The organism is Mycobacterium sp. OAS707, from assembly GCF_014873705.1.
In the GTDB taxonomy this organism is placed as follows: Bacteria; Actinomycetota; Actinomycetes; order Mycobacteriales; family Mycobacteriaceae; genus Mycobacterium.
Genome location: NZ_JADBDS010000001.1, coordinates 1227175 through 1253045, shown reverse-complemented (window position 1 = coordinate 1253045; position 25871 = coordinate 1227175). Strand labels below are relative to the sequence as shown.

Here is a 25871-nt window from a genome sequence, read left to right as displayed (position 1 = left end):
CACTCATGTGGCGACCTAATCACCTCGGTCGTCGTGGCGGAAGCACGCAACCGTTGTCGTGACCAAACCGAGGGTCTGGCGTTACACGAAGTCCGAGCCCCCGTCGACGTTCACCGTTGCGCCTGTGATGTAGCCGTTGCGTTGCGACGCCAGATAAGCCGTGATCGATGCAATTTCCTCCGGAAGTCCGGCGCGGCCGAGATCGCACGGCTGGTGGAAGTGCGTGTCGATCCACGTCATCACATCGTGCGGATTCGCCGCATCGAGACCGTCAGCAGCCAGAATGTCCTTCAGGTTTTCGGTGAAGCTCGCGGTCACGATGGTGCCCGGGCACACGCAGTTGACCAGAATGCCCTCCTTGGCAAGGCTCTTGGACAAGTTCTTGGTGACGCTGGACAGTGCGGCCTTTGACGCGGTGTAGGCGACGATGCGAGGATTCTGCCGCTGAATGGAATGGGCGGACAGGGTCACGATGCGCGCCCAGTCTGCCGCACGCAGCATAGGCAGTGCAGCACGAATTGATCGCACACCCGACATGGTTCCGAGCGCGAAGGCAGCATCCCAATCGCTGTCCTCCATGTCCTCGAAATACCCATCGCCGGGGCCGATGGTGTGCACCAGGCTGTTGAGTTGACCCCACAGATCGGCGACGAAAGCAAACCCCGCAACGATGGACGCGGGATCGGCCATGTCTACGCTGATGCCCAGGGCATCAGGAGCGCCTGCGGCCCTGAGTTTTTCCACTGCAGCATCGAGCGCAGCGGCCCCGCGCGCCATCACGGCGACGCTGGCTCCCTCGGCTGCCAAGGCTTCAGCGATGGCCAACCCCATGCCCTTACTTCCGCCTGTGACGACGGCTGTTGATCCCGCTAGCCCTAGGTCCATCGCGGTTCCTCCATCGCTCCCAATCCGCGCAGGCAGAAGCGGATTGCGCGTTGCGAAACCTCCGCGCGTTCACAATCGCCTGTTGCCCATTGCCGTTCGGTGCATGCCCACACCACACCTTGAATCGACTGTGCCGCACTTGTGGCTTCGACACCGTGGAAGACACCCTGCTCCAGACCCTGTCGAATCTGGTCGATGAGTGGCTCGAGCATCTCGGCGTAGGCCGGCTGGATCAGCTCGGGCGCTGCGAAACTCTGCGATTGTGCCTCCAGCGACATGCTGCGCAGATCGGTTTTGATGCTCTGGCTGAACGCGAGGTCCAGACGTCCGTCTATCCAGGAGGCAACAGCGTCGGCCGGACCGTCGGCGCCCGCCATCTTCCGTTTAAGCCTTCGCTTTTCAGTTTTCGCCATGTCCAGAAAGACCGCAGCCACCAGCTCGTCCTTCGATTCGAAATGGCGATAGAACGCGCGAGTGCTCAGTTGAGCGCGTTGGAGGACTGTAGCGATGCTCAGTCCTTGGACCCCGTGCTCGCGCACGGCGGCCGACGCTGCAGACAGGAGCGCCCTGCGCGTATCGGGATCGGGAGCGAGCTTGCTTCGCCGCCGCGTCACTGGGGCGGTCATCCGGTCGCGTCGTACGTGTGTAGGTACTCCGTAAACCGTTCTCGAACTCCTTCTGGGGTGAGGCCGTAGTCGGCTAGTTCGTAGTCGTGCGCGCCGCGCGCACCCGGCCTGTGCTCGGCAGCCCACCGCGCGACCGAATCGGCGGCCGCTTGGGAGAACACCAAGCCAAGGGATTCGTAGCTTGACCGCAGGGTGCTCACCGGATCCGACTGCAGATCCGTGAACGCGACATCGGAAAACCGTTCCTCGCCAACATGTTTGCGGAAGTCCATCGCCCGGCGGACAGCCTCGGCCCAACTGTCGAGTTGTTCTGCACCGAGTTCTACCGGGTCATCGCGATCGCTGCTCCAGCTACGAACGTAGCGGATGAGGCTGCACACCGAACCCATCACCTTGGCAGGATCACGGTGGCTCCACATGAACTTGGCGTCGGGATATGCCTCGACAAGCGCATCGAGTGCAAACATGTGGACGGGCGTCTTGAGGTGCCACAGGGTCGGAGGGCAGTGCCACTGGAGAAGTTTGAGCACCCGCCGATGGAACGTGTACGTCTCGCGCATATCGCAATCCATCAGCCAGGCCAGGTAACTCGGCACTCGCACGGCGCCATCGAAGTGGAACGTACGAAAGCTCATTCCCATGAGGTCTTGGCATTCCGTCGCGGCCGTCGCCTCCGAGTTGTAGAGCGTTTTCATCAGCGGGAACATGTCATTCAGCATCGCGAGGCCGGCTTCGGCTTGCGCGATGCGGGGGTCACTGTCCTGGGTTGCCGCCTCCGGTGGCGGGGTGGGCGCCTGGGATTCCCACATCCGTAACGACCGGAATTGAGGGTCGGCGGCTACCAATTGACTGAGTGCCGTTGTGCCCGTGCGCGGTAGCCCGATGACGAACACGGGGCCGCGCACCACCTCGTTGTCGATTTCGGGGTGCCGGGTATAGGTGTCCTCGATCTTGAGGCGCTGGATGAGAGCGTTGCTGATCGTGGCGTGTTGGATCACCGTGCCCATCTCGGACAGCTCGGCTTCGGAATTCAACGCCTCGACTGTGCGCTCGAGCCCCTCCCGGTAGTAGGGCGATCCGAAGTCGTCGAGGCCGGTCGCTGCGCGAGCGCCCTCTTCCAATTCGTCTGCGCTGAAGGTCATTTCGCGAATCTCTCGTGCACCGCGCGACGGCGGCGGGCAAGGACGGCTGAGCGCTCAGCGGCGGTCACCCGCGCGGTGTCTGCCGGCAACGAGGATGCGACATCGTCGAAGGGGACCACCCGGGCGATGGGTGTCGGTGCCGTCGTGGTGCGCACGCAACGAAGGATCATTGCACCATTGCTGTGGCCTGCGGTGTCGAGCCAGTTCGCAATTCCGGGGTCGCGTTCGCACACCACCACACGAACCAGATCGTCGGTGTCCGTGCAGACCTGATGGCCGTTGAGACTCGATTGGTGGCGCCCATAGTGGATGGTCTCCCACCACGGGTTGCCTAGTGAATAACTCCAGTAAACACCTTGCGGCGGTTCAACTTCGAGGATCAGCGCCTCGTCGGCAGCGAGTTCCCAGCGACCGATGACGGGTCTGTTTTCGGCTGCCGCTCCCATCGCGGTGCGGTCGATCGGGGGTAGAAAGCCGTTCGCCGGCGCCGCCCCGCCGAACTGGAGAAAGAACTGCAGGTTGTCGTGCACAAAGTCGCCGAGCGCGACGAGTTGGCGCGACACAAGGGTATCCGGGCTGACGGTGGACTGTTCTCGGATGGCGGCTTCGCCGAGCCTCTCGATGCGAAGAGAGGACTGCACCTCGGTGTCCCAGTCGTAAAAGAAGTGGCGCACTGTCAAAGTGGGATGATCGCCTTCGATCCGCATCCAGTTGCCGGGACGCTCCTCGGCAGAGAGGATCACCTCGAAGTTGCCATCCGCGTCCACCTCGAGTTCGTCGACCAATTCGTTTGCACTGGAGACGATTCCGTTCATCGTCTGCAAGCCGACATAGCGAGCGGTGCCACGGTTGCCGGACAGCCGGTAGGTTTCACCGCCTCGTAACGATGCGCGGGTGTAGATGCAGTCCGGGCATTCCATGCCCCACGTGATCACATCGTCAGTGGTGGCGCGCTGGACCGACAGGATCGGCTCCGGATCGAACCGCAGCGCCTCGTCGACGCCGGCGGCGAGCAGTACCAACAGATGGCGCATGCCTGAGGCGAAGTCGACCTCATTTCGGGCTGCTGGGTCGGACTCTACGATCCTTGCGGCGCCCTCGAGCTTGCCAAGCAGATATCCCCACGCTGCCGATAACCCCATGTCGTCGCCGGCGCTGCCCGTCGATGACGCCTCCGCAATCGAGTGCGGTAACCAGGCCAATGGCTTCTGCTCCACGCCCACGCCGCCTCCGCTCCGAGGATCTAGAGCTGCTTATCTGAGAACAGCGTTTTCAGATAACGTGGGGATCACTATTACAGTGACGGCCGGAAGTGTCAACGTCGAGCCATCGCGGAAGTACCCCTAGGCCCTCGCTTGCAGCGTGATCTCCGAAATTGCCGTCCGGCTTTGGCCGTCAGTCGTGCCCAGTTTCGTGATCCAGACGAGCACATTCGAGGTCTTGGTTTCGTCGTGGATTTCGATGCGGTTGTGTCCCGGCTGCAGTGCCGTCGTCGGGGCAAGTTCGGTGGCGGGCAGCTTGGTTGGGGTTTCGGTTGACGACGACAGGATCTGCACCTCGGTGCCGGTGCTGGACAAGTCGATCGTGACGGCGCTCAGCGCGGTCGGTTCGGACAGGTGCAGTAAAAGTCCTTCACCCTCAACGAAATTCGGGAACGGGACGGGGTCCTTGTAGGTGACGGTCGACCACGCCGTGTCGGGGTTGCCGTCGATGGCCAAGCCTGCCTTGTCGGGGTTGTCCGGGGCGCCGCTGGGCGAGAACACGGTTACGCTCATCGGCTTGACGATCGGTCCCGGACGGTTCCACAGGCCGAACCCGTCGGTGAACCACAGCACCGCAGCCGCCGCCAACACGATCACACCGACGAGTGCGCCGAGGATGACGGTCCTGGTCCTGCCTTTCGGTCCTTTGTCGCGCGGAGACTTCTCGCGCGGTGCCTTCGACCGCCTTCGCTTGGGACGAGGTGTCGCGGAAATGTTGACGATCGTGTCGGCGTCCAGCAGGCTGCCATCCCAGACGCCGCTGACCTCCACCTCGTCGCCGTCTGCGAGCTGACCCGCGCTGAGCTGAGTTGGTATCTCGACGGGTACAGGCGCATGTCGACCGGCTACTGGCTCACGTGGCAGCACGTGGAACGACAAGATCCCGACCTCACCGTGAGCGCCGCTGTGCTGCACTCCGCGAGCAGTGCCGTGAACAACCAAACGCTCGAGGCGCTGCGTGTGCGGACGACCACCCGATGCCGATATCTGCCCGGATTGGGCGAGCGGTGCGGTGGCATCGGGGAGTGGGCCCTGCTGGGTCAGGGCTCGGGCGAAGTCGAGGCACGTCGGGTATCGGTCACTTGGGTCTTTGGCCAGCGCCCTTGCGAGCACAGCGTCAAGGTGCGCGAGGTCGGGTCGGCGCTCAGATAGCCGAGGGGCCGGCGTGCCGAGGTGGTGGCTTATCACAACGGCGCGATTTGAGTCTTCAAACGGTGGCGAGCCGGTCAGTAGGTGAAAAGCCGTGGCCGCCAACGCATATTGGTCTGCCCGGCCGTCCAAAGGCTTGCCCAGCAACTGCTCCGGGGCGATGTAGCTGATCGTTCCCACGGCGACATCGGCGTCGGTGAGGTTGCTGACGTCATCGATGCGGCGGGCGATGCCGAAGTCGGTCAGCAGCACTCTGCGTCGATGACCGTCGGATGCGTTGACGAGAATGTTCTCGGGTTTGACGTCGCGGTGAAGCAGACGGCGCTCGTGGCCGAAGTCGAGCGCATCGGCCATCGCTGTCACGATTTCCGCGACGTCTTCTTCTGGCATGCCTTTCGGGTAGCGCTCCCGGATCAAACGACCCGCGTCTGTGCCGTCTACATAGTCCATGGAGATCCAGAGTCGGCCGTTGAACTCGCCACGATCGAGAACGCGGACGATGTGCGGATGCCACAGCGTCGCGGCCAACTCGGCCTCGCGAGTGAATCTGGCTCGAAACTCGTCGTCCCTTGTCGAGGCCGACGACAAGATCTTCAGCGCGTCTCGACGAGGCAGGCGTGGATGCTGGGCGAGGTAGACCTCGCCCATCCCACCGGTGCCGATCATCCGCTGAATGACGTAACCAGCGAAGACCTCACCGTTGTTGAACGGCATCCCGAAAGCCTACAAACCAGCACGCCCCGGTCGCGAACTCCGTCGTTGGCGGTCATCGTCGAAATGGCTAAAGCGTCCAACGCCCGCTCGTAAGGTGGCGTGGTGACGCTGTTGCTCGGCCCGGTCCTGCGGCACGTTTCAGACACAACGGCGCTGGTCTGGGTCCAAACCGACCGCCCGGGAACAGCGGAGGTTCTCGGCTGCGCAGCGCGGACGTTCACTGTGCAGGACCACCATTACGCCCTCGTCACGGTCACGGGGCTGGCGCCGGACACCGCGACCGAATATGACGTCACGCTCGACGGAGCACGGGTCTGGCCGCGCGCGGACTCGACGTTTCCGGCGAGCGTTATCCGCACCCGCGGCCCTGAATCGACTCACCGGCTCCAGGCCATTTTCGGATCGTGCCGGTACCCCAAAACCGGTGATCAGAAGGTAGACGGCAACCTCGGGCTCGACGCGCTGGACGTGTACGCCACGAGGATGGCCACCTATCCGGTCGACGACTGGCCCGAGGCGTTGATCTTGCTCGGCGACCAGTTGTACGCCGACGAACTCACACCCGAGACCCGACGACGCCTGGCGGGGCGCCGCCAACGGATACGAAAGCGTGGCCTTCGGCCGCCGGACGAGGTGATCACGTTCGCCGAATACGAACGGTTGTATCGCCACTCGTGGGGTGACCCTGAGATCAGGTGGCTGATGTCCACGGTTCCGACCGCGATGATTTTCGACGACCACGACATCAGAGACGACTGGAACACGTCGGCGTCCTGGCGCGCCGACATGAAGCAGAAACCATGGTGGCGTGACCGGATCCGAGCCGGACTGGCCTCGTACTGGGTGTATCAGCACCTAGGCAATTTGAGCCCGGCGGAGTTGGCCGACGACGAGGACTATAGGCGCCTGGTGACGGCGGACGGCGACACGTGGCCGCTACTCGTCGATCTAGCCGACCGGGCCGATCGAGAAGTGGATTCCACCAAGGGCATCAGATTCAGTTATCGATGGGATCTGGGCCGCAGTCGGCTCCTGATGATTGACTCGCGTAACGGCCGAATTCTCGATTCCGGTGACCGCATGATGATCGGCGAACGCGAGTTCGCATGGCTGGAGACCCAGGCCACAGACGACCTCGATGAGTTGGACCACCTGATGCTGGCGTCGTCGGTGCCGTGGCTGATGCCACCCGCCATCGGGGACCTCGAGGCGGCGAACGAGCGAAGCGCAGATCGGGCCGGTCTTCGCGGGAAACTCGCCGAAAAGACTCGCAGGGCAGCCGATCTCGAACACTGGCCGGCCTTTTATAAGTCATTTCTCCGTCTCGCCGAGATGATCGCCCGCGTCGCACGTCATCCGAGCGGACCCGCAACTGTCAGCGTGCTGTCCGGGGACGTCCACCATAGCTACGCCGCGCGGGCCGAGTGGGCGAGTGCGTCGGACGAGTGGGGCGCAACGGTCCACCAACTCGTGTGCTCGCCGGTCAACAATTACGTGCCGCTGTTCCTCAAGCCGGTGTTCACCGTGAGCTGGTCGCGCCCCGCGGCCGCGCTCGCTCGATGGTGGGCACGCCGACACGGCGTACCCAGGCTCCCGCTGTCGTGGGCCAACACGTGCGGTCCACTGTTCGGGAACACCATCGCCACTCTGCAAGTGGACGGCCGCAGCGCAGAGGTGCTTTTCGAACAGCCACGCGGCCCGGCTGTCATGGACGAAGTGTGCCGCGTGGCGCTTACTCCTCAGGCACGCAAAAGGTAAGCGCCGCAGGCACTATCGTCGCGTGTAACTTCTTGCTGGAACCGCGTTCCCCGCCGTCGAGCTCATACGTGATCGGCTCAGCGAACTTGACGTCCATCGTCCGGCCCCGCGTCATCTCGACGTATGGCGAGACCTCCGACCGACCCGTCGCGGCGCGGCCGAGGGTGCGGGCCCATTGCAGTGCACCCTGGGCGGTGACGACCCCGACGTCAAGGTAGCCGTCGTCGGGCTCGGCGTCGTCGAAAGCGCGGATGCCGCCGGTGATGGTGCCGACGTTGCCGAACAGGACGCAGGTTGCCGGCCCCTCGAACCATTTCCGCCCGTCGACTCGAATCTTGGTCCGCACTGGGTTGTCTCGCACGTGGCGCAGCCCGGTCAACACGTAGGCCAGCCGCCCGGCGCGGTCCTTCAATCGTCCATCGGCGTCACTGATCATCTGCGCGTCAAAGCCGGCTCCGGCCATGACGGCGAAGTGTTCGCCATTCAACGTGCCGAGGTCGAGGCGCCTGCGTGCGCCGTGCAACGCTATCTGCACGGCCTCCTGCAGATCGGTCGGGACACCGAGGTTGTTCGCAAGTTGATTCGCGGTGCCTGCCGGGATGATCGCGACAGCGGCGTCCGAGCCGGCCAGCGCGTCGACGCACCGCTGAACCATGCCGTCGCCGCCCCACACGAGGACCAGATCGACACCATCCGCGAGCGTGCGCCTTGCCCGCTTGCGCGCTTTGCGGCTCTTCGACACCTCGTGCCAGACGGGGTCGTCAAATCCCTCCTCCGCGAGTAGCTTTCGCAGTTCGTCGAGGCCGCCGCCCAGTGATTTCTTCCGGTGGGCGATGACGGCGATCCGTTTCGGCGAGGCAGAAGGGAGCTCAGGTGAGGCTTGGTTCGAATTTCCTCGGCCCACCGATCTCACCCCCTTCGCGTACACGTCCTTTCTCGGGGTCAGCCAAAATCGGCGTCGGCACACCTGCGCGGACAGCCTCGAGCTGGGCGGCGAATGCGATACCGAGGAAGAGCGCCACCGACGACAGATTGGCCCACAGCAACAGGGCGAAAACTCCGGTCAATGGGCCATAGGTGGTGCCGAACGACGCGCCCCATGCCACGTAGAGCGCCAGCAAGCCGGTGACGAGCAGCCAAAGCGCAAGCGACACAGCGGATCCGAACGCCAGCCACGAGTACCCCGGCTGCCGGCGTCGCGGTGAGCGCTCCAAGACGACGGTGAACGACGCCCAGGCGAGGATGACGCCCAGCGGCCAGCGGCCAAGGCGCCACAGCGTCTCCGACAGGTCGTTCCAGCGGTACACCGTCGCGAGCGATTCGCCGAGAGCGTCGCCGGCGATGATGACGAGGAATCCGAGCAGCGACAGCAGGCCGGCGGTCACCGCCATCAGCAACGCCCGGCCGTATTTGCGCAGGGCGGGATTGTCTCGCTCGATGCCGTAGATGCGGTTTGCGCCCCGCTCGATCTGGCCCATCGCGGTGGTCAGCGCGATGATCGCAGCGAGCAGACCGAGCCACAGTGCGAGCTGACCGCCGGTGGCTCCTCGATCGCTGCTCTGCTGCGCCGCCTCCTGCATCATGTCGCCGTTGTCCCTGCCGGGCAGCACCCGGCCCAAGGTCTCAGTGACGACCCGGGCGAACTTCTCGTGATGCAGGGCGCTGGACAGTCCGACCACTGCAATGATGAGCGGAATGAACGCCAGACAGAACTGCAGCGCCAAGGCGCGCGCATTGGTGAATCCGTCGGCGTACCTGAAGCGAATGAACGAGTTCTTCACCAGTTTCCAGCGCCCGTAGCGACGCAACGTCGTGACGGCGTCGTCCGCTGACAGCTCGTCGCCAGAGATGGTGACCGTCTCGGGCACGCGGGTAGCAGTGCTCATCTCAGACTCCTCGATCGATCAGGGCGCGAAGGCCGGTCGGCGTCGACGGCCGCGTCCTGCCTGCCGCCGGCATCATGAGTGCGCACATAGAAAAGGACGACACTTAGCCAGATCGCGCCGAGCAGCATCCCCGCGAACACATCGGTCGGGTAATGCATTCCGCGATACACGCGGCTGGCCGCGATCAACAGCGGCACGGCAGCACAGATGACGACTACTCCCACCTTGATCCATCGATACCGACTGTGCCAGAGGACAATTGCGGCGACGGAACCGTAAAAGCAAACAGCGGCTGCGGTGTGGCCGGACGGGAAGGATGACGTCGGCGGCGCATCGTCGAGGTGCGGCACACTCGGCCGTGGTCGGTCGATGAAAAGCGTTGTCGCGACGAAGATGACCGTCTCGCCGACCACCGCGTAGATGACGACGAGGGACTCGCGCCAGCGGCCGAACTTCCAGCGGAACATGGCAGCAGCCAACGCCGTCAGGATGACGATCGTCAGCGTCTCGGACAGCGTCGTGATGAGCTTGCTTCCCGCGATGCCCTCCTGCTGGCGGTACGCCACAAGCTGCCTCGGCACCTCGGCGTCCCACTTCCCGAGTGCGGTCGCGGGGACAACATCGGTGAGGAGATAGCCCAGCCCGACCATCATCGCGAGAAGGCAGACGCCCGGAACAATCAGCCAACCGACGTCGCGGGCGACACCACGGAAACGCTGTGCGGTCATGCTGTGGGATACCCACGTTGCCGTTAATTAACTCGGTGCTGATCAGAGTCGAAAACCAGCAGTTCAGGGGTGTGCTATCGGCTGCTCGGAATTGCCCACATCGGCTGGCCGCTCGATCGGCTGTCCGGTCTCGCGACGCCACGCGACGTAAGCCCATGTCGTCACGGCCACCCAGCCGATGCCGAGCGTGATGCCGGCCAGCACATCGCTGACGAAATGGACTCCCAGCACGACCCGCGCGAGCGCAACGGCGCCGACGATCAAGCCGGTCCCGATGACGGCGGCGATGCGACCCCGGCGCGGCAGGAAGCGCAGAGTGATCAGCAGCAGTAGACAGCAGCCGATCGACGCGCCAAGCGCATGGCCGGATGGGAACGACATGCCGGGCGCTGTCGAGAGCGGATCCGGCAGCACCGGCCGGGCCCGGCCGACGATCACTTTCAGCACGAAACCGATTGCCGCCCCGCCGAATACCGTGACGAGAAGCCAAATCGCATGGTGTCGTTCGCCATGGACGAGGTACAGCAGTGCGATCAACGTGAGCGCGACGCGGAACACGTTCGGGTCGAAGACGTCGCTGACGATCTCGGCTGACTTCACCAGTTCCGGATGCTCGATGCCTAGCCGGTGCAGGGCTTCTGCTGTCGCGAGGTCGAAACTCCGCAGTGGCGGCCATCCGCCGCGGACGAGCAGCAGAAGAAGCGCGAACGCGACCCCAGCCGCGGGTGCGGCGACCACACCCGCGCCGAGTCGCAGTTCGAAGCGTTTGTCGGCGGCCGACAAATGTTTTGCGACAGCCCACGGCCTCGGCTTCTTCGCCATACGTATCTCGTCCCCGGCATGGGGGCTCGGTAAACCGAGAACGGTAGTCAATCCTCTATCGCGAACAGGTGGTACTCATCTTCCACGCCTTTGAGCTTGTGCGGCCCGCGTGCCGCGAAATGAGTGCCTGATCCTGCCGCGAGGTCTCGCACCATTTGCGAGACCAGGATTTCACCCGGCTCTGCGAGCGCGACGATACGAGCGGCGACGTGAACCGCGATCCCCGCCAGATCGGTGCCGTGTTCCTGGCATTCCCCGATGTGGACGCCGCTGCGCACTTCGAGGTGCAGCATTTTCACGCCGTCGCGGATGGCCCGCGCTGCGCGGATCGCCAACGCGGGTGAGTCGAAACGCGCGAGGAATCCATCGCCGATCGTCTTGACCTCACGACCGCGGTGGATGCCCAACTCCCTTCTCACCAACGCCTCGTAGTCGAGAAGGACCGAGCGCCACCTCGCGTCGCCCATCCGCTCGGCGTGCGGAGTCGACCCGACGATGTCGGTGAACAACAGCGTGGCGAGCACCCGTTCGGGCTCCACGGAGTGGCGTGTACGAGGGTCGAGCACTGCATAGGTGATGCTCTGCACGGCGAACGTCTTACCGTCGGCATCAACGGCTTCGGCGTCGGCGGTGATGAGATTCCCCGAGCGATGGGCGACTTTGCCGCGACTGGAAAGCTCGCGGCCGTCGGCGGGCACCCGACGCAGGAACCGGGTGGTCAGTTCCAGGCCCGCGAAGGATTCTCCCGGCTGTGACAAGGTCAGTGCGGCCAAGGTCGAGGAAATGTTGAGGAACGACTCGACCGCGGCCGACTCGAGGGCATGAGACGACGAACAGAACCATTCGCTCGCCGGCATGACGGTATAGACGACCCCTTCATCGACGGCAGTCCACCGCACCCCGAAGGTGTGCATCGCGGGCAGGGGCGGCAGTTCGCCGGCGATGATCATGCGGGACAGTTCAAGACCGGTATGGCGAGCTTGCATATGCGCGGGCACCAAGCCACCGATGGCCGGACGGTCCGGAGGATCCGGCACTGAGTACACCGCGTCCTCGGCCGGCTCGATCTCGGCGGGTGGCGATGGAGGCGGCGGGTCGATTCGCCGTACCCCCCACTGACTGGCGGCGAATCCGACCAGCCGCCCGACCGGATCCTCGATCTCGGCGGTGCAGGAGACGAAGTAGCTGCTCGAGTTGACCACCCGTGCACGGGCGAGGAAGTTGCCGGGCTGGGGGCGCGGCGGCCGGAAGTACTGAACGGAGTTCACGATCGGGTGCAGATCCGTCCCGGCGTCGACGGCCGTGAGCCCGCAGGCGTAGAGAGCTTGGGTTGACAGCGCGCTCAGGTTGTAGGCCGGCGGCATGACGAGGTGACCGCTTGCCTTGAGCGTTCCGGTCAACGTCCCACTGCTGATATGGCCGATCCCGAAACCGGTCAGCCGCGCGATCGGGGTGGCGGGAAGGACTCGGCGGGCGAATAACCGCATGCGCTCAATTCCCGGCAAGCTCATGAGCCAGGGGGGAGCCACGACACCGCGCACGGGTTCGTCGGTGACGGGCCGCGGGATTTTGCTCACGAACGCCCCCCAAGCGCTGCGATCCTTCCGGTGCCATCCCCACCGTAAGGCGCCGGCATGCTGTGGTGAGCGTAACTCCCGGACTGGCTGGCGACCGCGGGCTTCGGCCCACTAATTGTGTGCAAGTTTGCCCGCCCGCCCGCTGCCCAAGTGAGACACTTCCTCGCAGGGGGCTCGTTGAAATGGCTGTTCTGCTTCGCGTGGTGTCAAGGGTCAGCGTGGTGGCGATCAGCGCCGTCGCCATCGTGTTCGCATCGGTGGTCGCCCCCTTACCCCAGTCGTCGACCGCCGCTCCCAACAGGCCCGTCGCAGCACATGCCGTCGACGTGCGAGCCGCCACGAAGCCGCTGGCGCCTGCCGGGGCAATGGCTGCGTTGTCCTCGCTGTCGCCCGCACAGGTATTGGCCGTCGGACACGCACTCAGCACGGCAGTCAGCCCGGCGATCGCTCCCTCACCGCCGCTTACCGCGCTCGCCGACTTCATCGACGCCGCCTACGTCCTGATCGAGCCCTGGGTCCATTACGCGGTCAATGTTGCCGCTTACGTTGCGGCCTGGATCATTCCGTATGTCGGCTGGATCGTCATCAACCAGGTCGACGTGGTGTACAACTTCGTCGAATCCCTCATCAACAGTGGCGTTTTCAACACCACCGACTGGCTGCGCGGAGACGGTAGCGCGCTGAAGAACATTGCCGACTGGATCGTCGACGCCGGCTTGGCGCTGGTGTGGCTCGGAATCGACGAAATCGATTCATGGATTCCGCTTCCGCCACTGCCTATCTACCCACCGCGTCCCCCGTACGCCGACATCCCGGAGGGAATGTTCGGCGATGTCCTGGTCGCGGTATCCAACGCGTTGGCCGGTGCGGCCAACGGAATCTGGAACATCTGGGAGCCCCTCAAGGGCGGCGTGGACAACGCAGTCGGATCCATCAGTGGCATCTTGGACGCCGTTGCGTGGATCCCGTTCGTTCCGCTGATCAATTTCGAACTGAACGAGGGTTGGACACTGATCGCCAGCGAGGGCGACGCGATCACCGGTTTCGCGCACGACCTGATCAACGCCGGAGATCAATTCGTCGTCGACACCGTCCACGGCGATGGGCTGATCGCCGCGACGGTCACCGCGATCCAAACCACCCTCGCTTCGATCGGCACACGCGGCGGTCAGGCCGTTCAGGCATTGGCCGACTGGGGTCGTGCGCAGCTCGACTATCTCGTCGGTCTCGTCACGCCGGGCCTGGCCGCCACGTCAACCGAGAAGCACGTCACAGCAACGGTTTTCAAACTCGAAACACCCGCAGCGGCGGCGCCCACAGGTGTGAAGAAAACCCGGGATGTGACCCGTAAGGATGCGGTCGGTTCGACCGCCAGCACCAATAAGGCAACGCACCGGGCGACGGCCAGCGCCGATGACGTACGCAAACCAGTCGACCATCCGCGCGTCGACGCGCCCAAACCGGTCAAGAAGCCGAAGGCCGACGCGGCCGAAGGGAAGAAGCCAAAGAAAGACGACAAGTAGCGCGGGAATTTGCATGACCGTGGTCGCCAGATCCCATAGTCTCGGTCGCTGATGCTCAGTCTGAATGCCATCGCCCGCGTGACGGCCGTCGCCGCCGTGCTCTTCGGTTTCGTCGCCTACGGTCCTGCTCCCGCGTCGGCCCTTCCCGGTGGCGACGTCCCCGGTGAGCTGGTGTTCGGCGGGCTGCCGCGCACTTATCAGCTGCATGTGCCCGCCGGCCTTGACCACCCTGCGGGGTTGGTGATCAACCTGCACGGCGCAGGGCAGACCGGCGGGGAGCAGGCCGCAGTGACCAACTACAACGCCGTCGCCGATCAGAACGGGTTCGTCGTCGCGTATCCCGACGGCATCGACTTCAGCTGGGCCGACGGCCGAGGCGCGTCGGTGCCCGACCGTCAGGGCGTCGACGACGTCGGCTTCGTGAGCGCGCTCATCGATCAACTCTCTCGCGATTACGGCATCCCCCGTGGCCGGGTCTTTGTGACGGGCATGTCGGCCGGTGCATTCATGGCCACCCGACTGGCCTGCGAACGTGCGGATCTGGTTGCAGCCATCGCACCGGTCGCAGGGACGTTGGGCGCCGCAGTTCCTTGCGCGCCCTCGCGACCGGTCTCGGTTCTGCAGATGCACGGGACCGCCGATGCGGTGGTGCCGTTCACCGGTGGCACGATGCTGGGCAGGGGCGGCTACAGCGACGTCGTCGCGGCGCCTGCGATGGCCCAGCGGTGGCGAGACGTGGATCGTTGTCCCGGTCCGGTCGACAACGGTCCGGCCGGTGCTGAGCATCGATTCACTGCCTCGGGGTGTGCGGGCGGCACCGAGGTCGTTTTCGTCCAAATCGACGGCGGCGGCCACACGTGGCCGGCGGACGCGTCGCAACAAAGTGGGCAGTTCTTCGCCACCCACGGGCGCTGAATCAGTCGCGATGGTCCACGACGTTGACGACGTTGCCGTCCGGTGCCCGCACGAGGAACCGCCGCACGCCCCATTGCTCCTTGCGCAAGGGGTGCACGATTTCGTAGCCGAGGCGCTGCGCTTCGTCGTAAGCACTGTCGACGTCGTCGGTGTGCACAGAGATCACCGAGTCCTCGGCAGAAGTCGCATCGCGCGTGACTAACTGGACGTTGGCTCTGCCGTCGGGCGAGGTGTAGCGGGCCACCCAGCCCATGTTGAACTCTTCGGTTTTCAGCCCGAGAAAGTCCGTGTAGAAACTCTTCGCCACCTCGATGTCAGCCACTCGAAGATTCGCGATGATTCGCTTGGCTTGCATACTCAGTCCTTCACTTGTGCGTGCCGCGTGAGGAATTCCACGACGGCCCCGGCGAAGAGGTCGTTGCGATCACCGGCGACCATATGCCCCGCGCCGCCGACATCGACGAAGTCGATCTGGGGGAAACGCGCGATGAATTCGTCGGCGCGTTCCTGGGTGACCAGATCGCTCATCTGACCGCGCACCAAAAGCATGGGCACGTTGGTGCGCAGGATCTCCTCGATGGCGGCGTACAGGCGATCGACCTCGGTCACCTCGATGGGCGGCAGCGCGGAGGTGCCGTCGATGAACTTCGGATCCCAATGCCAGTACCAGCGGCCGTCACGTTCACGGAGGTTGGCGCGAAGGCCGTCGAGATCGCTGGGTCGCGGTCGGTGCGGGTTGTATTCCTGAATGGCATCGGCGACTTCGTCGAGCGAGGCAAATCCTGATTCCATGCGGTCGTTCATGAAGCCGTGTATGCGGGTGGCGCCGGAGGGATCCATGTTCGGCACGATGTCGACGAGGACGACTGCGCGCACGGTGGCCGGCGAAAGTTCGCCTGCCAGAAGCATTGCCGTGAATCCGCCCAGCGAGGCGCCCACCAGGACCGGTTCTGGGGGAAGTTGTCGCAGCACCTCTAGGACGTCGCCCGCGAAGGTGATGACGCGGTAGTCGCCGTCCTCCGACCAGTCGGACTCGCCGTGGCCGCGCAGGTCGACAGTGATGGCCTGCCAGCCGCGCTCAGCTACTGCCGCGGCGGCCCGACCCCACGAACGGCGGGTCTGACCTCCGCCGTGCAGGAACACCACGGCCGGTGCAAGCGGATCGCCGAGGCGGTCGGCGGCGATGCGAACGCCGTCAACACCGTTGACGCTGAACGACTCTGGCGTCGCGCTCATCGGGCGAAATCCCACTGTCCGAAATCGGGTGCGAGGACGTCGTCGACATCCAGGCTGATGCCACCGACCACGACACCCGGGTCCGACGGCGTGACGACAACGGACTGGAAGAGCACGGCCGCGGGCTCCCGTTCACCGTGCGACCAAGCCTTCGTCTGCCACGCCCAGGAGTGTCCAGCAGAGGTTGAGCGCCCGACGACGCCGTCGGCGATCGCCCACCCGCACGCTCGAGCATGGCCGTAGATGCCGGTGCGGTTCACACCCAGGACCGAATTGAGACCCCGAAACCACTGAAGTGCAACGGTTTTCCAGGTGTCGAGGTCGATGTCCTCGTCGACGCTGAAGAAGATCGGGGCGGAATCCGCGCCGCCCGCCGCGCCGTGCCACCGCAACGCCGTCTGAGCGTCTGCCACACCGCCGTCGTATCCGCGGGTGTAATCGGACGGGGTGGGCCAGCCGGGCTTGCCGTATTGATAGCAGCTCACGATGTGCAGACCGGCTGCGCGTAGCGCATCGGCATACTCGCGGGTCACGGGTTTGAAATCAAAGTCCGCTCCCGGCCGTAACTCGGACACATAGACCAGTGCGCCGTCGAATCCCGCGGATTTGATCAGCTCCGGCGGGACCAGTCGGTGGGTGAAATCGACCAGCCGAAGGCCGTCGGCGGACGCCCTCGATGCGCCGAATGTGGCCAGCCCCAGTGCAACCGGTGCCGCGAGGCCGTATTTGAGGGCGTCGCGTCGTGTCAACATGTGAGCACCATGCACCCTGCGATCGGCCCGCCGCCTGCCGCGGCGACGGCCACCTCCGGTCGTTGCGCTACCTGTCGATCGCCGGCCTGCCCGCGTAGCTGAAGACACGCCTCGTGCAGCAACCAGTAGCCGTGCATGCGTCCCGCCGACAGTTGGCCGCCATACGTGTTCAGCGGGAATTCGCCGTCGAGCGCGATCCGCGTCGCTCCCTCGACGAATGGTCCGGCTTCGCCGTCGGCGCAGAACCCCAGCGCCTCAAGCCACGCGAACGTCAGAAACGTGAAACCGTCATAGATTTCGGCGACACTCACGTCCGACGGCCGCAAATCCGTGCGCGACCACATCTCCGCCGCCGCTTCGGATGACGCCATCTTCGGGAAGTCATCGCGATGGAACCATCCGCCAGAACCGTACGCGCCGCCGATAGCCTCCACGGACACCGCGGGATTCGGGCAGTCCGGTGCGTAATCAGCGTGTGAGACGACGAGCGCGATCGATCCGTCGATCGGCACGTCGCAGTCGAACAGCCCTAACGGCGTCGACACTGGCCGGGCGCCCAGGTAGCCGTCCATGGTCATCGGATCCTGGTATGCCGCAAGCGGGTTGCGCCCGGCATTGCGCCTGCTGTTGATCGCCAGCCAGCCCAACTGCTCCTTGGTTGTGCCGTATAGCTCCATATGACGACGGCAGTGCATCGCGACCCAGTTCGCCGCCGAGTACGCGTGCGCGGCCACCAACGCGTCGATGTCCTCGAACGGCTTGAGTTTGCGCCGGGTACCCGGCGCACGGGGTTCGGCCGGCGGGTTGGCCAGCGGGTTGAGCATCGGCGATGCCGTGGTTTGATTCATCGCCCCGCCCAGCATCGCGACGGTCCGGTAGACGAGCACGTGACGGGCTCGTCGCTCCGCTACCGCGCGGAACGCGGACATGACGGGGATGAGCACGCCGCCGGTGTCGAAGCCCAAGGTCTGGTCTGTCGCCTCGATGCCCAGAGCCTCCATCACGTCAGACGGCGGGGTATCGCCCAGTGTGCCGATTCCGTCGATGTCGTTCGCGGTCAGACCGGCGTCCTCGATGGCGGCGCGGGCCGCCTCCAGCGTCAGTTCCAACCCGGGAATGCCCGTTCGGCGGCCGATCCGGGAGATGCCCAGGCCGCTGATGATCGCGTCCTTCTCGAAGTAGCTCACCCCTGGGCACCCCGTTCAAACCTCTATTTTTGTAATGACAGTCGATTGGACTGTACTTTCCTTGTCATGGCAGATGTGGCCCCACCCGCAATTCCGGGGCGAATGCTGCCCAAGCTGCATGACCACAACCGGGCGTTCTGGACCGGCGGCGCCGACGGGCGGCTGCTGATCTCGTGGTGCACGCAGTGCGAGCTATGGGTGAGCCCGCCAGCCGGGGACTGTCCCGATTGTGGGGGAGCACTGGTGGCGCGGCCGGTGTCCGGACGTGGGACGGTGTTCACCTATACGGTCAACCATCAGCCGTTCAACCCTGACGTACCCGTGCCGTACGTGATCGCGATCGTCCAGTTGGACGAGCAGCCCGATTTGCGCATCGCTTCGAATATCGTTGACTGTGAGCCGGACTCGGTTCATATCGGCCTTGCCGTCGAAGTCCGGTTCGAACCGCAGGATGTCGACGGTGAGAGCGTGTTTGTTCCCGTGTTTGCGCCGAGAAAGGACGAGGCATGAGCGAGGCCCCCGCGATTACGGGCATACACCACTTCTCGGTCACGGTGCGCGACCTCGACGCGAGCGTGGCCTGGTATCAGCGGGTGTTCCGCGCGGACCGTGTTCCGATGACATTCCCACACTACGAACGCGAGGACACCGGATACGGCGTGCTGCTCGTCGATTCGCGTTCGGGGCTGGCGATCGGTTTACACACCAACACCGGCAACGACGGTGAGCAATTCGACGAGGCCCGTACGGGTTTGGACCACGTCGGATTCAACGTGGCGTCCCGCGAGGACTTGGAGGCCTGGGCGGCGTGGCTGGACCAACTCGGCGTCGAGCACTCCGGGATCAGGACAGGTGACCAACCGTTCCCGTTCGCCACGTTGGTGTTTCGCGACCCGGACAACATTCAGCTCGAACTCTTCACCGTCTGCTGATCCACGGGCCACGCAGCGGCTGCCGTCGGTATCGGCAGCGGGATTTGGGGTGCGACGCGGCGGAGACCGGGTAGTGCGGCGTCGGGGTTCAATACCCGTAATGTCCGGCTCTGGGCGACAAAGTCGTCGACAGCGACAAAGTCGCCCAGAGCCGGGCAATTCAGTTATCGCTTGTCCGACCCTTGGATAGCGCTCACAGCGCGGCAAGCACTGCCCGCAGCTCGCCGCACAGGTCGCCGCAGCCGTGCCGCAACGGACCGTTCCAGTCCGCCAGCAGGCGGCGAAGCCGTGCGACGCCGCGCGGGCTGACGTGACGGCTCTCCAATCGCTTCTCCACGCGCTCGATCATGTCGGCCGCGTCCCATACAGCGGAGGCGTTCAGGCGCGACGGCGACAGCACGACTCGATCGCACAGCACGGCCGTGCCGCGGCGACGCAACTCCGCGGCAAGGCGCTCGCGATACGCGATATCGGTCAACCGGAGCACATGGGCCTCCAGCGCGGTGCCGGGTCGGGGAGTGGCGCCTGCCTGCACCAGTCGGTCCAGGTGGCGGGCACACATGCGGGCGGCGACGCGCGACGGGATCGTCGGGCGGGCCGCATCAACGCGAGGCTTGGCGGCGGTGGCGAGCGCTGTTGTCATGAATTGAGTATTTCGTTGCCGCGGTGCCATGGCTGTCCGGCGATCTGCCCATTCACCGGGGGATTGGTCCGTCCCCCAATCGGGGGACAGTGCCGTCTTACGCAAGTGCCGCGAAGACTTTTTCGTCCTCGCTGGCGAACGTGTCCTCCAGCTGCAGCGGCGTGTAATCGAGGTCGATCTCGGCCACCGGACGACCCAGCGCGCTACTGATGGTGCCGAACCGACGCATCCCCTTATCGGCGGCGTACTGCTGCATCTCGTCCTTCTCCAGCCCGAACGGCACCTCGTCGTAAAGGGCATAGGCGTCTTCAGTGTTCTGCAACGCCAGCGGAATCAGCTCGTTCATACGTGTTTCGAAGACGGCCCAATTGCGCTCGTCGGCGGCGACGTGTCGCCGGCAGGTGAAAGTGCCCCACGCCATGTGGCGTCGCTCGTCGTCCCCGATGCGCTTCACCAGTTCCTGCATGCCGGGAAGAATGCCGCGATCCACGCAAATCCGGTGCCACGCATAGTATCCCGTCAGCGCCATCATGCCTTCGATGACGTGGTTGTAGGTGGCCGACGCACGAATCTGGGCGGCCGGCGACGGATCCGTCGCCAGCGCGTCGAGAGACTCCGGAAGTTCCTCGTAGAAGATCTTCCGGTACGCGGGCAGGTCGTCGAGGTAGTGCTGCAGATCGTCGGTCATGCCGACGGCGTCGAGCCACATCCGGAACACCTGCGTGTGTTTGGCTTCCTCGAACGCGAACTGTGTCAGGTACATCTCGTCACCGAGTCGGCCCTCGGCGCGCATCGCCGCCATGAACGGCTGGATGTCCTGGGTGACCGCTTCCTCGCCTGCGATGAACTCGGCGCACAGCCTGGCGGCCCAGTCGCGCTCGAGGTCGCTCATCGACTCCCAGTCGGCTCGATCTTGGGAGAAGTCGATGTCGGCGGGGTTCCAGAACTTCGCGTTACCGCCTGCAAACAGCTTGAGCGGCAAGCTGTCCCAGTTGAGGCCGCCTGCGTCGAGCGAATGTGAGCGGGTGCGTGTCATGTCAGTGACCTCCTAGATCGTGCGGTGATCGATGCGTTTCGGGGAGCCGTGGCGAATGCGTCCTTCAGCACGGCGACGAGCCTGCGCACCGCCAACGCGGGCTGCTCGGGGGTGGGCTCGTCGAGTCCGAGAACCGGATCCATGCCGCGTACGTACGGCGCCAACGCCAGGTGCGGAAAGAGCAGCAGCAGAAGCGATATCAGCGCGTCGGTGTCGGCGTCTTCGCGTAGGTCGCCGCGTATATGCGCGTCGCGCACCAGTGGCCGCATCACGTCCAGGTAGTGCCGGTGAATGACGCTGCGGACGCTGATGCGGGCGTCGGTGTCGACCTCCAGGCTCGCCGCCGCGTGAAGGGAGCGTTCGTGCGGATGGTCGGCGAAGTAGGCGACCCAGGAGTCCATCAGGTCGGTCAGGAAGTCGAAAAACGGTCTGCTGGGGTCGAGTTCGACGATGCGGGCTTCCATGTAGGCGCGGACCCGCTGACTGCCGACATCGGCGATGAACGCATAGAGGTCGCGCTTGTCGGCGAAATACTGAAACAGGCTGCCTTTGGCGACGCCCGCGCGGCGGGCGATGACGTTCAGGCTGCCCGCGGAGAAGCCGTGTGCCCCGAATTCGGCCTCGGCAGCCTCGATTACTGCGGCGCGTCGAAGCGGATCGAGACGAGCCCACGTGACCGTCGGCACCGGCACCTCCTCGCGCCAATATGACCAGTGGTCATATTACTGTGAGCGTCGTCACAGTCAAGAGTGCCTGGGCGTGTGGGTCCCCAGTGGAACCGGCGCTCCAGGCTTTCCTGCGAGCCGCAAATACATCGAGGTCGATGGATCGGTCGGGTCGACCGTGGACCCGTGGCGGCGACAGCGCTCCGGTAAACCCGAGATTGGCTAACGGATTCCCGTTGCGGCTTGTGCCGCGGTTTGCCATCTCATCCTGATCTTGTTCCTAGGTATAGCGATTTTTGAGGTTTAGCCAATCGCCGTATTGGATATGCCGAGCAAATCGGGAGATAAGGATACGGCTGGTCGAGTTGGAGCCTCTTCGGTCCTGACTCGTCCGGATATCAGGAAAGGAAAAGGAACGATGGCAAACCCCTTAACGATCTCGAAGCGCACCGCCGTGAAGGCTGTCGGGATCGGTGCTATCGCCGGCGGGCTCGTGCTCTTCGCGCCCACGGGCACGGCCTCTGCAGATGGTCTGCAAGACCTCGTCAATTTTGGTAATCACCAGCTGCAGGGCTTCGTCGGTGCCGGTAACCAGGCTCTGCAGGACAACGTGGCGGCCGGTAACCAGGCGCTGCAGGACAACGTCGCGGCCGGCAATCACGCTGTGCAGTACTTCGTCGGACAGGGCAACTCGTTCGTGCGCTTTGCAGTCCAGGGCCTGCTGCACGGGTAGCCGCTCCACCGCAGCCTGATCAGACAAGTGCTGCTGCACGTCGACCGTGAAGTGCAGCAGCGCTTTGTCGATTCGGTTGAACGTAACGAACCACTTCGGACGCAGGACCTCAGAGGGTCGGTCTGCGCAGCAGGTAGTTCCAGTAAATGATCTTTCTGCCTTGGTCTTCGTAGCCGAGGGTCTTCTCCGACATCATGACTTCGAAGCCAGCTTTGTCGATGACGGGCGCGATCTCCTTCGCGTAGTACGACTTCAATCCATCTTGCTCATAGAGCTTGTTCTTTCGCGGCACGGTCAGCCCGAATACGCCACCGGGGACAAGCTTGTCGCGGACCTGTCGCAGCAGCACTTGGGGATAGATGATGTACTCCATCACTCCGATCATCACGGCGGCGTCGAACGATTGATCTTTGACGCGCCACGGTGACTCCAGGTCTTGCTGAATGACCTTCTTGTACGGCAACTTTCGCGCGCGGCGGACCATGGCGCCGACACCGTCGATGCCTGTTACGTCATACCCCTGTTCGAAGAACACCAGCGAGGAAAGCCCTGTGCCACACCCGAGGTCGAGGACGTTGGCTCGTCTGGAGCCCAGCACATCGACGATCAGCCGCGGCACTTCCACATGCGCCGTGTAGTTCATGGCGTCGCGCAGATCGCAGTCGTAGGTTTTCGCGAGGTGCGAATAAATTGCTTTGACCGATGTGAGACGCATCGACACGAAGATTAGCGCGACCCCGCCCGTAACACTTGGAACCGGGCCGTAGCTGTTGGGCAATGCTTGGTCGCGATGACGTCCCGACACCCCATCCGGTGGATGCTCGAATGTGTTCAGCCACTGAAGGTTTATGCGGGACCACCTTCGCGGGGAATACTTTCGGCCTTCGTCGAGTAGTAGTCCGGAGGTACCGCGTGCAGCCCTCGCCGGTGGTCCTTCGAACTGAAAGCCAAGCTGATGGATGAGTCGAGCGACATCGTGGCCGCCGATGCCACGGCCTTGGCAGAAGCAATCCGCGCTCGCCGGCTGTCATCGGTGGAGGTCGTGACGGCCCACCTAGAGCGAATCACAGCAGTGGATCCCGAGATCAACGCGACGGTGACGGTTTTGGCTGAGTCGGCTCTCGCCGCCGCGCGAGTCGCTGATGAGGCGGTGCGGGCGGGCGGCGAGTTGGGTGCCCTGCATGGTGTGCCGTTCACGGTCAAGGACGCACTCGACACGGCGGGCGTCGCCACGACTCGTGGATCGTTGCTTTTCCAGAAGCACGTGCCGACCGTGGATGCCGCGGTTGTCGCGCGGTTCCGTGCGGCCGGCGCCATACTGCTGGCGAAGACGAACCTGCCCGAATTCTCCTACTGGACCGAGACCGACAATCGGGTCGTCGGCCGGTCGGCTAATCCGTGGAACATCGATCACACGCCTGGGGGCTCGAGCGGCGGGGAATCCGCGGCAATCGCGGCGGGAATGTCGCCGATCGGGCTCGGCAGCGATGTCGCGATTTCAGTGCGGGGGCCGGCCCATGACACGGGAATAGTTGCCCTCAAGGCCACGCGCGGGCGTATCCCGATTACCGGGCATTGGCCCGCTGTCCCTGCAAGGTATTGGCATGTTGGACCGATGGCGCGCAGCGTTCGCGACATCGCCGCAGCGCTTCAGATTCTGACTGGCCCCGACGGCGCCGATGGTTACACACGCGACGTCCCGCTCGACCTCAATGACGTCAAACGTCTGGCAGATATGCGCATCGGATACCTCGTCGAACCGGGATTCGGGCCAATCGGCGACGACGTCGCCGCCACAGTGCTGGCCGCCGCTGACGCGCTACGAGGCTTGGGGTGCACGGTCGAGCCGGCACCGTTGACGGAACTGGAAGCGATCGACGGTGTCGCCCTGAGCGCTGTGCTGTACTCCGCCGAGGTCGTCCCATACTTCAAGCAGATCGCGGAGGGACGCGAAGCTGAACTGCACCCCGTGACCGCCGCGATATTGGCGCGAGAGCAGCCGGTGCTGGCGGATTATATTGCGGCTCAACAGGAAACCGAGCGTTTAGCCGCCAAGCTGAGCGGATTCTTCGCCGACTACGACGCGCTCTTGTGTCCAGTCGCCCCTGTCCCCGCACCGCTGCACGCCCAGCGCAGCCTCACAGTCCGAGAAGGCGTCTCGGTAGCGGCGCAGGGGGTAATGCGCGCAACCGTGCCGTTTAATCTGACAGGTCTTCCCGCGATGACGATTCCTTTCGGCCTCAGTCATGACGGCCTCCCGATTGGGGTCCAAATCGCCGCTCGCTGGTACGACGAGGCGACCCTTCTCCGCTTGGGCGCGGAATTAGAACGCGCCAGGGAGAATCAGATGAAGTACTTCTCATTTCCGGTCGGGTAGCCACCGCCATTGGTGGCGATATGGACGTGGTCGTAGTGGTTCGCGGTTTCTGATCCCATTTCGGGCATGTACTGGCCCGACTTCGGGCCCAGGTATATGGCGTGTCGCCAGATCACATCGTCGATGTCCCAGCGTTGCGCGTTCGCCAGGGCGAAACCTGCGATCTGATTGCCGAGGTCGATGCCCTCGGGGGAGTCGGGATTTGGAATCATCACGTCGATCGCCAACCCCTCGGGGTGCCATTTCAACGCATCCTGTCGCCAACCGCCGATCGTAGTGATTTGTGGGAACAGCACGCTGATGGCGCGGGCCACCCGAATGGTGTCCACCTGCAACCCGTTCTCGGGCGCGACACCAGGTGGCAGCTCGAATGGCAAGGCGGTGGCGGGAGTGGCAGGCGCACTTGCCGCCAACACTTGGGCCTCTGCCGGAGTGGCGAGCTTAGGTGCGCCGGGCGGCGGAAGTTCCGGGCTCGCCGGCACCGAAGCTGCCGCCGGGGTCGGCGCGCAACACGATGGTTGGGCGCTGTGGGCATGCTCTGAGTTCTGTACGTAGAGCATCCCGCCGGCCACGGTTATCGAAGCGGCGAGTGCCAACCAGCGGCCACGGCCGTCGGCTAACAGCTTTTTGTGCACGAGCAGCACTGTACTGCCGTTTCTCACGCAGTTCGGCGACATTGCGAACGTGTACTGAGGCGCCTGGCGGACGACACCGCGGACCCGGCTAGATCCCGTGCGGCACTGATTGATTCATCTGATGAGCAAAGTCTGATGTCCCGCCTCACGTGAATTGGCGTCGCCACGCCGCCTCCGTCGCCTCCAAATCGGCTTCCCCGCCCTTGAGATCAGCCGATGCCGTGGGAATAGCACGCCGGAATGGACGTTCATAGTCCCCATGAGAAGCCTCAGCGAAACCGAACGCCAGGATTTCCTCGCCGACACCCACGTCGCCGTCCTCTCCGTAGCAGCCGCCGACGGTCGGCCGCCCGCCAGCGTCCCGATCTGGTACGACTACGCCTCTGGAGGGAACATCCGCATCATGACTGGGGCGTCCAGCCGAAAGGCACGGCTGATCGAGCGCGCCCGAGCTGTGACGCTCGTGGTTCAGCGCGAGGAGCCGCCGTATCAATACGTCGTAGTGGAGGGCACCGTCGTCGAGACCACCAAACAGGTTCCGGCGGGACTGCAGGAATCGATCGCGATCCGCTACCTCGGCGAGGAAGGCGGCCGGGCATTCGTGCGCAGCATGGAAGGCGTCGAAGAAGTGCTGTTCACCATCCACCCCGACCGCTGGCTCACCGCCGACTTCACCGGCGATCTGTAG

At 64.3% G+C, this 25871-nt stretch carries 27 protein-coding genes; 8 read left to right on the top strand and 19 right to left on the bottom strand.

All coding sequences use genetic code 11. From position 1 onward, the window contains the following. Window positions 1–81: 81 nt before the first annotated feature. The 5 genes from GGC64_RS06180 to GGC64_RS06160 form a co-directional block, all read right to left on the bottom strand. Window positions 82–885, bottom strand: a complete 804-nt coding sequence (locus tag GGC64_RS06180; protein WP_192721539.1) for an SDR family NAD(P)-dependent oxidoreductase — start codon at window positions 883–885, stop codon at window positions 82–84. Continuing rightward, on the bottom strand, window positions 876–1511 hold the full coding sequence (locus GGC64_RS06175) for a TetR/AcrR family transcriptional regulator (protein WP_192721538.1): 636 nt from the start codon (window positions 1509–1511) through the stop codon (window positions 876–878). The genes GGC64_RS06180 and GGC64_RS06175 overlap by 10 nt, the downstream gene beginning before the upstream one ends. Then, window positions 1508–2653: a sulfotransferase gene (locus tag GGC64_RS06170; RefSeq protein WP_192721537.1), complete on the bottom strand. Its 1146-nt coding sequence runs from the start codon at window positions 2651–2653 to the stop codon at window positions 1508–1510. The genes GGC64_RS06175 and GGC64_RS06170 overlap by 4 nt, the downstream gene beginning before the upstream one ends. Beyond that, window positions 2650–3876, bottom strand: a complete 1227-nt coding sequence (locus tag GGC64_RS06165; protein ID WP_192721536.1) for a hypothetical protein — start codon at window positions 3874–3876, stop codon at window positions 2650–2652. Before GGC64_RS06165 ends, GGC64_RS06170 begins: the two co-directional genes overlap by 4 nt. A gap of 120 nt (window positions 3877–3996) precedes the next feature. Beyond that, window positions 3997–5778 carry a serine/threonine-protein kinase gene (locus GGC64_RS06160; protein WP_192721535.1) on the bottom strand — a complete coding sequence of 594 codons (1782 nt, stop codon included), beginning with the start codon at window positions 5776–5778 and terminating at the stop codon, window positions 3997–3999. 102 nt (window positions 5779–5880) lie between these two features. On the opposite strand from GGC64_RS06160, the gene GGC64_RS06155 reads away from it, so the two are divergent. After that, window positions 5881–7536: an alkaline phosphatase D family protein gene (locus GGC64_RS06155; protein ID WP_192721534.1), complete on the top strand. Its 1656-nt coding sequence runs from the start codon at window positions 5881–5883 to the stop codon at window positions 7534–7536. On the opposite strand, the gene GGC64_RS06150 is transcribed toward GGC64_RS06155, so the two are convergent. From GGC64_RS06150 to GGC64_RS35240, 5 genes are all read right to left on the bottom strand, one after another. Then, entirely contained in the window at window positions 7511–8440 is a 930-nt protein-coding gene (locus GGC64_RS06150; protein WP_192721533.1) for a YegS/Rv2252/BmrU family lipid kinase, read from the bottom strand. The genes GGC64_RS06155 and GGC64_RS06150 overlap by 26 nt on opposite strands. Further along, on the bottom strand, window positions 8406–9422 hold the full coding sequence (locus GGC64_RS06145; RefSeq protein WP_192721532.1) for a YihY/virulence factor BrkB family protein: 1017 nt from the start codon (window positions 9420–9422) through the stop codon (window positions 8406–8408). Before GGC64_RS06145 ends, GGC64_RS06150 begins: the two co-directional genes overlap by 35 nt. Beyond that, entirely contained in the window at window positions 9419–10150 is a 732-nt protein-coding gene (locus GGC64_RS06140; RefSeq protein ID WP_192721531.1) for a phosphatase PAP2 family protein, read from the bottom strand. Before GGC64_RS06140 ends, GGC64_RS06145 begins: the two co-directional genes overlap by 4 nt. Before the next feature lie 63 nt (window positions 10151–10213). Next, window positions 10214–10972 (bottom strand): phosphatase PAP2 family protein, encoded by a 759-nt coding sequence (locus GGC64_RS06135; RefSeq protein WP_192721530.1) that lies wholly within the window; start codon window positions 10970–10972, stop codon window positions 10214–10216. A gap of 47 nt (window positions 10973–11019) precedes the next feature. After that, window positions 11020–12549 (bottom strand): adenylate/guanylate cyclase domain-containing protein, encoded by a 1530-nt coding sequence (locus GGC64_RS35240; RefSeq protein WP_192721529.1) that lies wholly within the window; start codon window positions 12547–12549, stop codon window positions 11020–11022. A 182-nt stretch (window positions 12550–12731) separates the two neighbouring features. Between GGC64_RS35240 and GGC64_RS06125 the strand changes: the two genes are divergently transcribed. Then, window positions 12732–14072: a hypothetical protein gene (locus GGC64_RS06125; protein WP_192721528.1), complete on the top strand. Its 1341-nt coding sequence runs from the start codon at window positions 12732–12734 to the stop codon at window positions 14070–14072. Window positions 14073–14123: 51 nt separating this feature from the next. Next, window positions 14124–14987 carry a PHB depolymerase family esterase gene (locus GGC64_RS06120; RefSeq protein WP_192721527.1) on the top strand — a complete coding sequence of 288 codons (864 nt, stop codon included), beginning with the start codon at window positions 14124–14126 and terminating at the stop codon, window positions 14985–14987. Between the two features lies 1 nt (window position 14988). Here the strand turns inward: GGC64_RS06120 and GGC64_RS06115 are convergent, their stop codons facing one another. The 4 genes from GGC64_RS06115 to GGC64_RS06100 are packed head-to-tail and all read right to left on the bottom strand — an operon-like array spanning window position 14989 to window position 18162. Beyond that, window positions 14989–15342, bottom strand: coding sequence for a VOC family protein (locus GGC64_RS06115; protein ID WP_192721526.1), 354 nt, complete (start codon window positions 15340–15342; stop codon window positions 14989–14991). Between the two features lie 2 nt (window positions 15343–15344). Continuing rightward, a complete protein-coding gene (locus tag GGC64_RS06110) occupies window positions 15345–16223 on the bottom strand; it encodes an alpha/beta fold hydrolase (protein ID WP_192721525.1) in 879 nt (292 codons plus the stop codon). Then, the gene (locus GGC64_RS06105; protein WP_192721524.1) at window positions 16220–16975 is read right to left on the bottom strand and encodes a DUF1906 domain-containing protein; all 756 of its coding nucleotides are present in this window, start codon (window positions 16973–16975) and stop codon (window positions 16220–16222) included. Before GGC64_RS06105 ends, GGC64_RS06110 begins: the two co-directional genes overlap by 4 nt. Then, a complete protein-coding gene (locus GGC64_RS06100) occupies window positions 16969–18162 on the bottom strand; it encodes a thiolase family protein (protein ID WP_192721523.1) in 1194 nt (397 codons plus the stop codon). Before GGC64_RS06100 ends, GGC64_RS06105 begins: the two co-directional genes overlap by 7 nt. A 102-nt stretch (window positions 18163–18264) precedes the next feature. Here GGC64_RS06100 and GGC64_RS06095 point away from each other — a divergent pair, with 102 nt between their 5' ends. Then, window positions 18265–18672, top strand: coding sequence for a Zn-ribbon domain-containing OB-fold protein (locus GGC64_RS06095; protein ID WP_225951509.1), 408 nt, complete (start codon window positions 18265–18267; stop codon window positions 18670–18672). After that, window positions 18669–19094, top strand: a complete 426-nt coding sequence (locus tag GGC64_RS06090; protein WP_192721521.1) for a VOC family protein — start codon at window positions 18669–18671, stop codon at window positions 19092–19094. Before GGC64_RS06095 ends, GGC64_RS06090 begins: the two co-directional genes overlap by 4 nt. 193 nt (window positions 19095–19287) lie before the next feature. Here the strand turns inward: GGC64_RS06090 and GGC64_RS06085 are convergent, their stop codons facing one another. The 3 genes from GGC64_RS06085 to GGC64_RS06075 form a co-directional block, all read right to left on the bottom strand. Further along, on the bottom strand, window positions 19288–19737 hold the full coding sequence (locus GGC64_RS06085) for a hypothetical protein (protein WP_192721520.1): 450 nt from the start codon (window positions 19735–19737) through the stop codon (window positions 19288–19290). Window positions 19738–19834: 97 nt separating this feature from the next. Next, window positions 19835–20773, bottom strand: a complete 939-nt coding sequence (locus GGC64_RS06080; protein WP_192721519.1) for a R2-like ligand-binding oxidase — start codon at window positions 20771–20773, stop codon at window positions 19835–19837. After that, on the bottom strand, window positions 20770–21459 hold the full coding sequence (locus tag GGC64_RS06075; protein WP_192721518.1) for a TetR/AcrR family transcriptional regulator: 690 nt from the start codon (window positions 21457–21459) through the stop codon (window positions 20770–20772). Before GGC64_RS06075 ends, GGC64_RS06080 begins: the two co-directional genes overlap by 4 nt. A 397-nt stretch (window positions 21460–21856) precedes the next feature. Between GGC64_RS06075 and GGC64_RS06070 the strand changes: the two genes are divergently transcribed. Next, on the top strand, window positions 21857–22171 hold the full coding sequence (locus tag GGC64_RS06070; protein ID WP_192721517.1) for a hypothetical protein: 315 nt from the start codon (window positions 21857–21859) through the stop codon (window positions 22169–22171). A 109-nt stretch (window positions 22172–22280) separates the two neighbouring features. Here the strand turns inward: GGC64_RS06070 and GGC64_RS06065 are convergent, their stop codons facing one another. Then, window positions 22281–22949: a class I SAM-dependent methyltransferase gene (locus tag GGC64_RS06065; RefSeq protein ID WP_192721516.1), complete on the bottom strand. Its 669-nt coding sequence runs from the start codon at window positions 22947–22949 to the stop codon at window positions 22281–22283. Between the two features lie 177 nt (window positions 22950–23126). Here GGC64_RS06065 and GGC64_RS06060 point away from each other — a divergent pair, with 177 nt between their 5' ends. Then, window positions 23127–24548, top strand: coding sequence for an amidase (locus tag GGC64_RS06060; protein ID WP_192721515.1), 1422 nt, complete (start codon window positions 23127–23129; stop codon window positions 24546–24548). Here GGC64_RS06060 and GGC64_RS06055 read toward each other — a convergent pair. Beyond that, the gene (locus tag GGC64_RS06055) at window positions 24515–25225 is read right to left on the bottom strand and encodes a glycoside hydrolase (RefSeq protein WP_225951180.1); all 711 of its coding nucleotides are present in this window, start codon (window positions 25223–25225) and stop codon (window positions 24515–24517) included. The two genes, GGC64_RS06060 and GGC64_RS06055, sit on opposite strands and share 34 nt — an antisense overlap. Before the next feature lie 217 nt (window positions 25226–25442). On the opposite strand from GGC64_RS06055, the gene GGC64_RS06050 reads away from it, so the two are divergent. Beyond that, window positions 25443–25871 (top strand): pyridoxamine 5'-phosphate oxidase family protein, encoded by a 429-nt coding sequence (locus GGC64_RS06050; RefSeq protein ID WP_192721513.1) that lies wholly within the window; start codon window positions 25443–25445, stop codon window positions 25869–25871.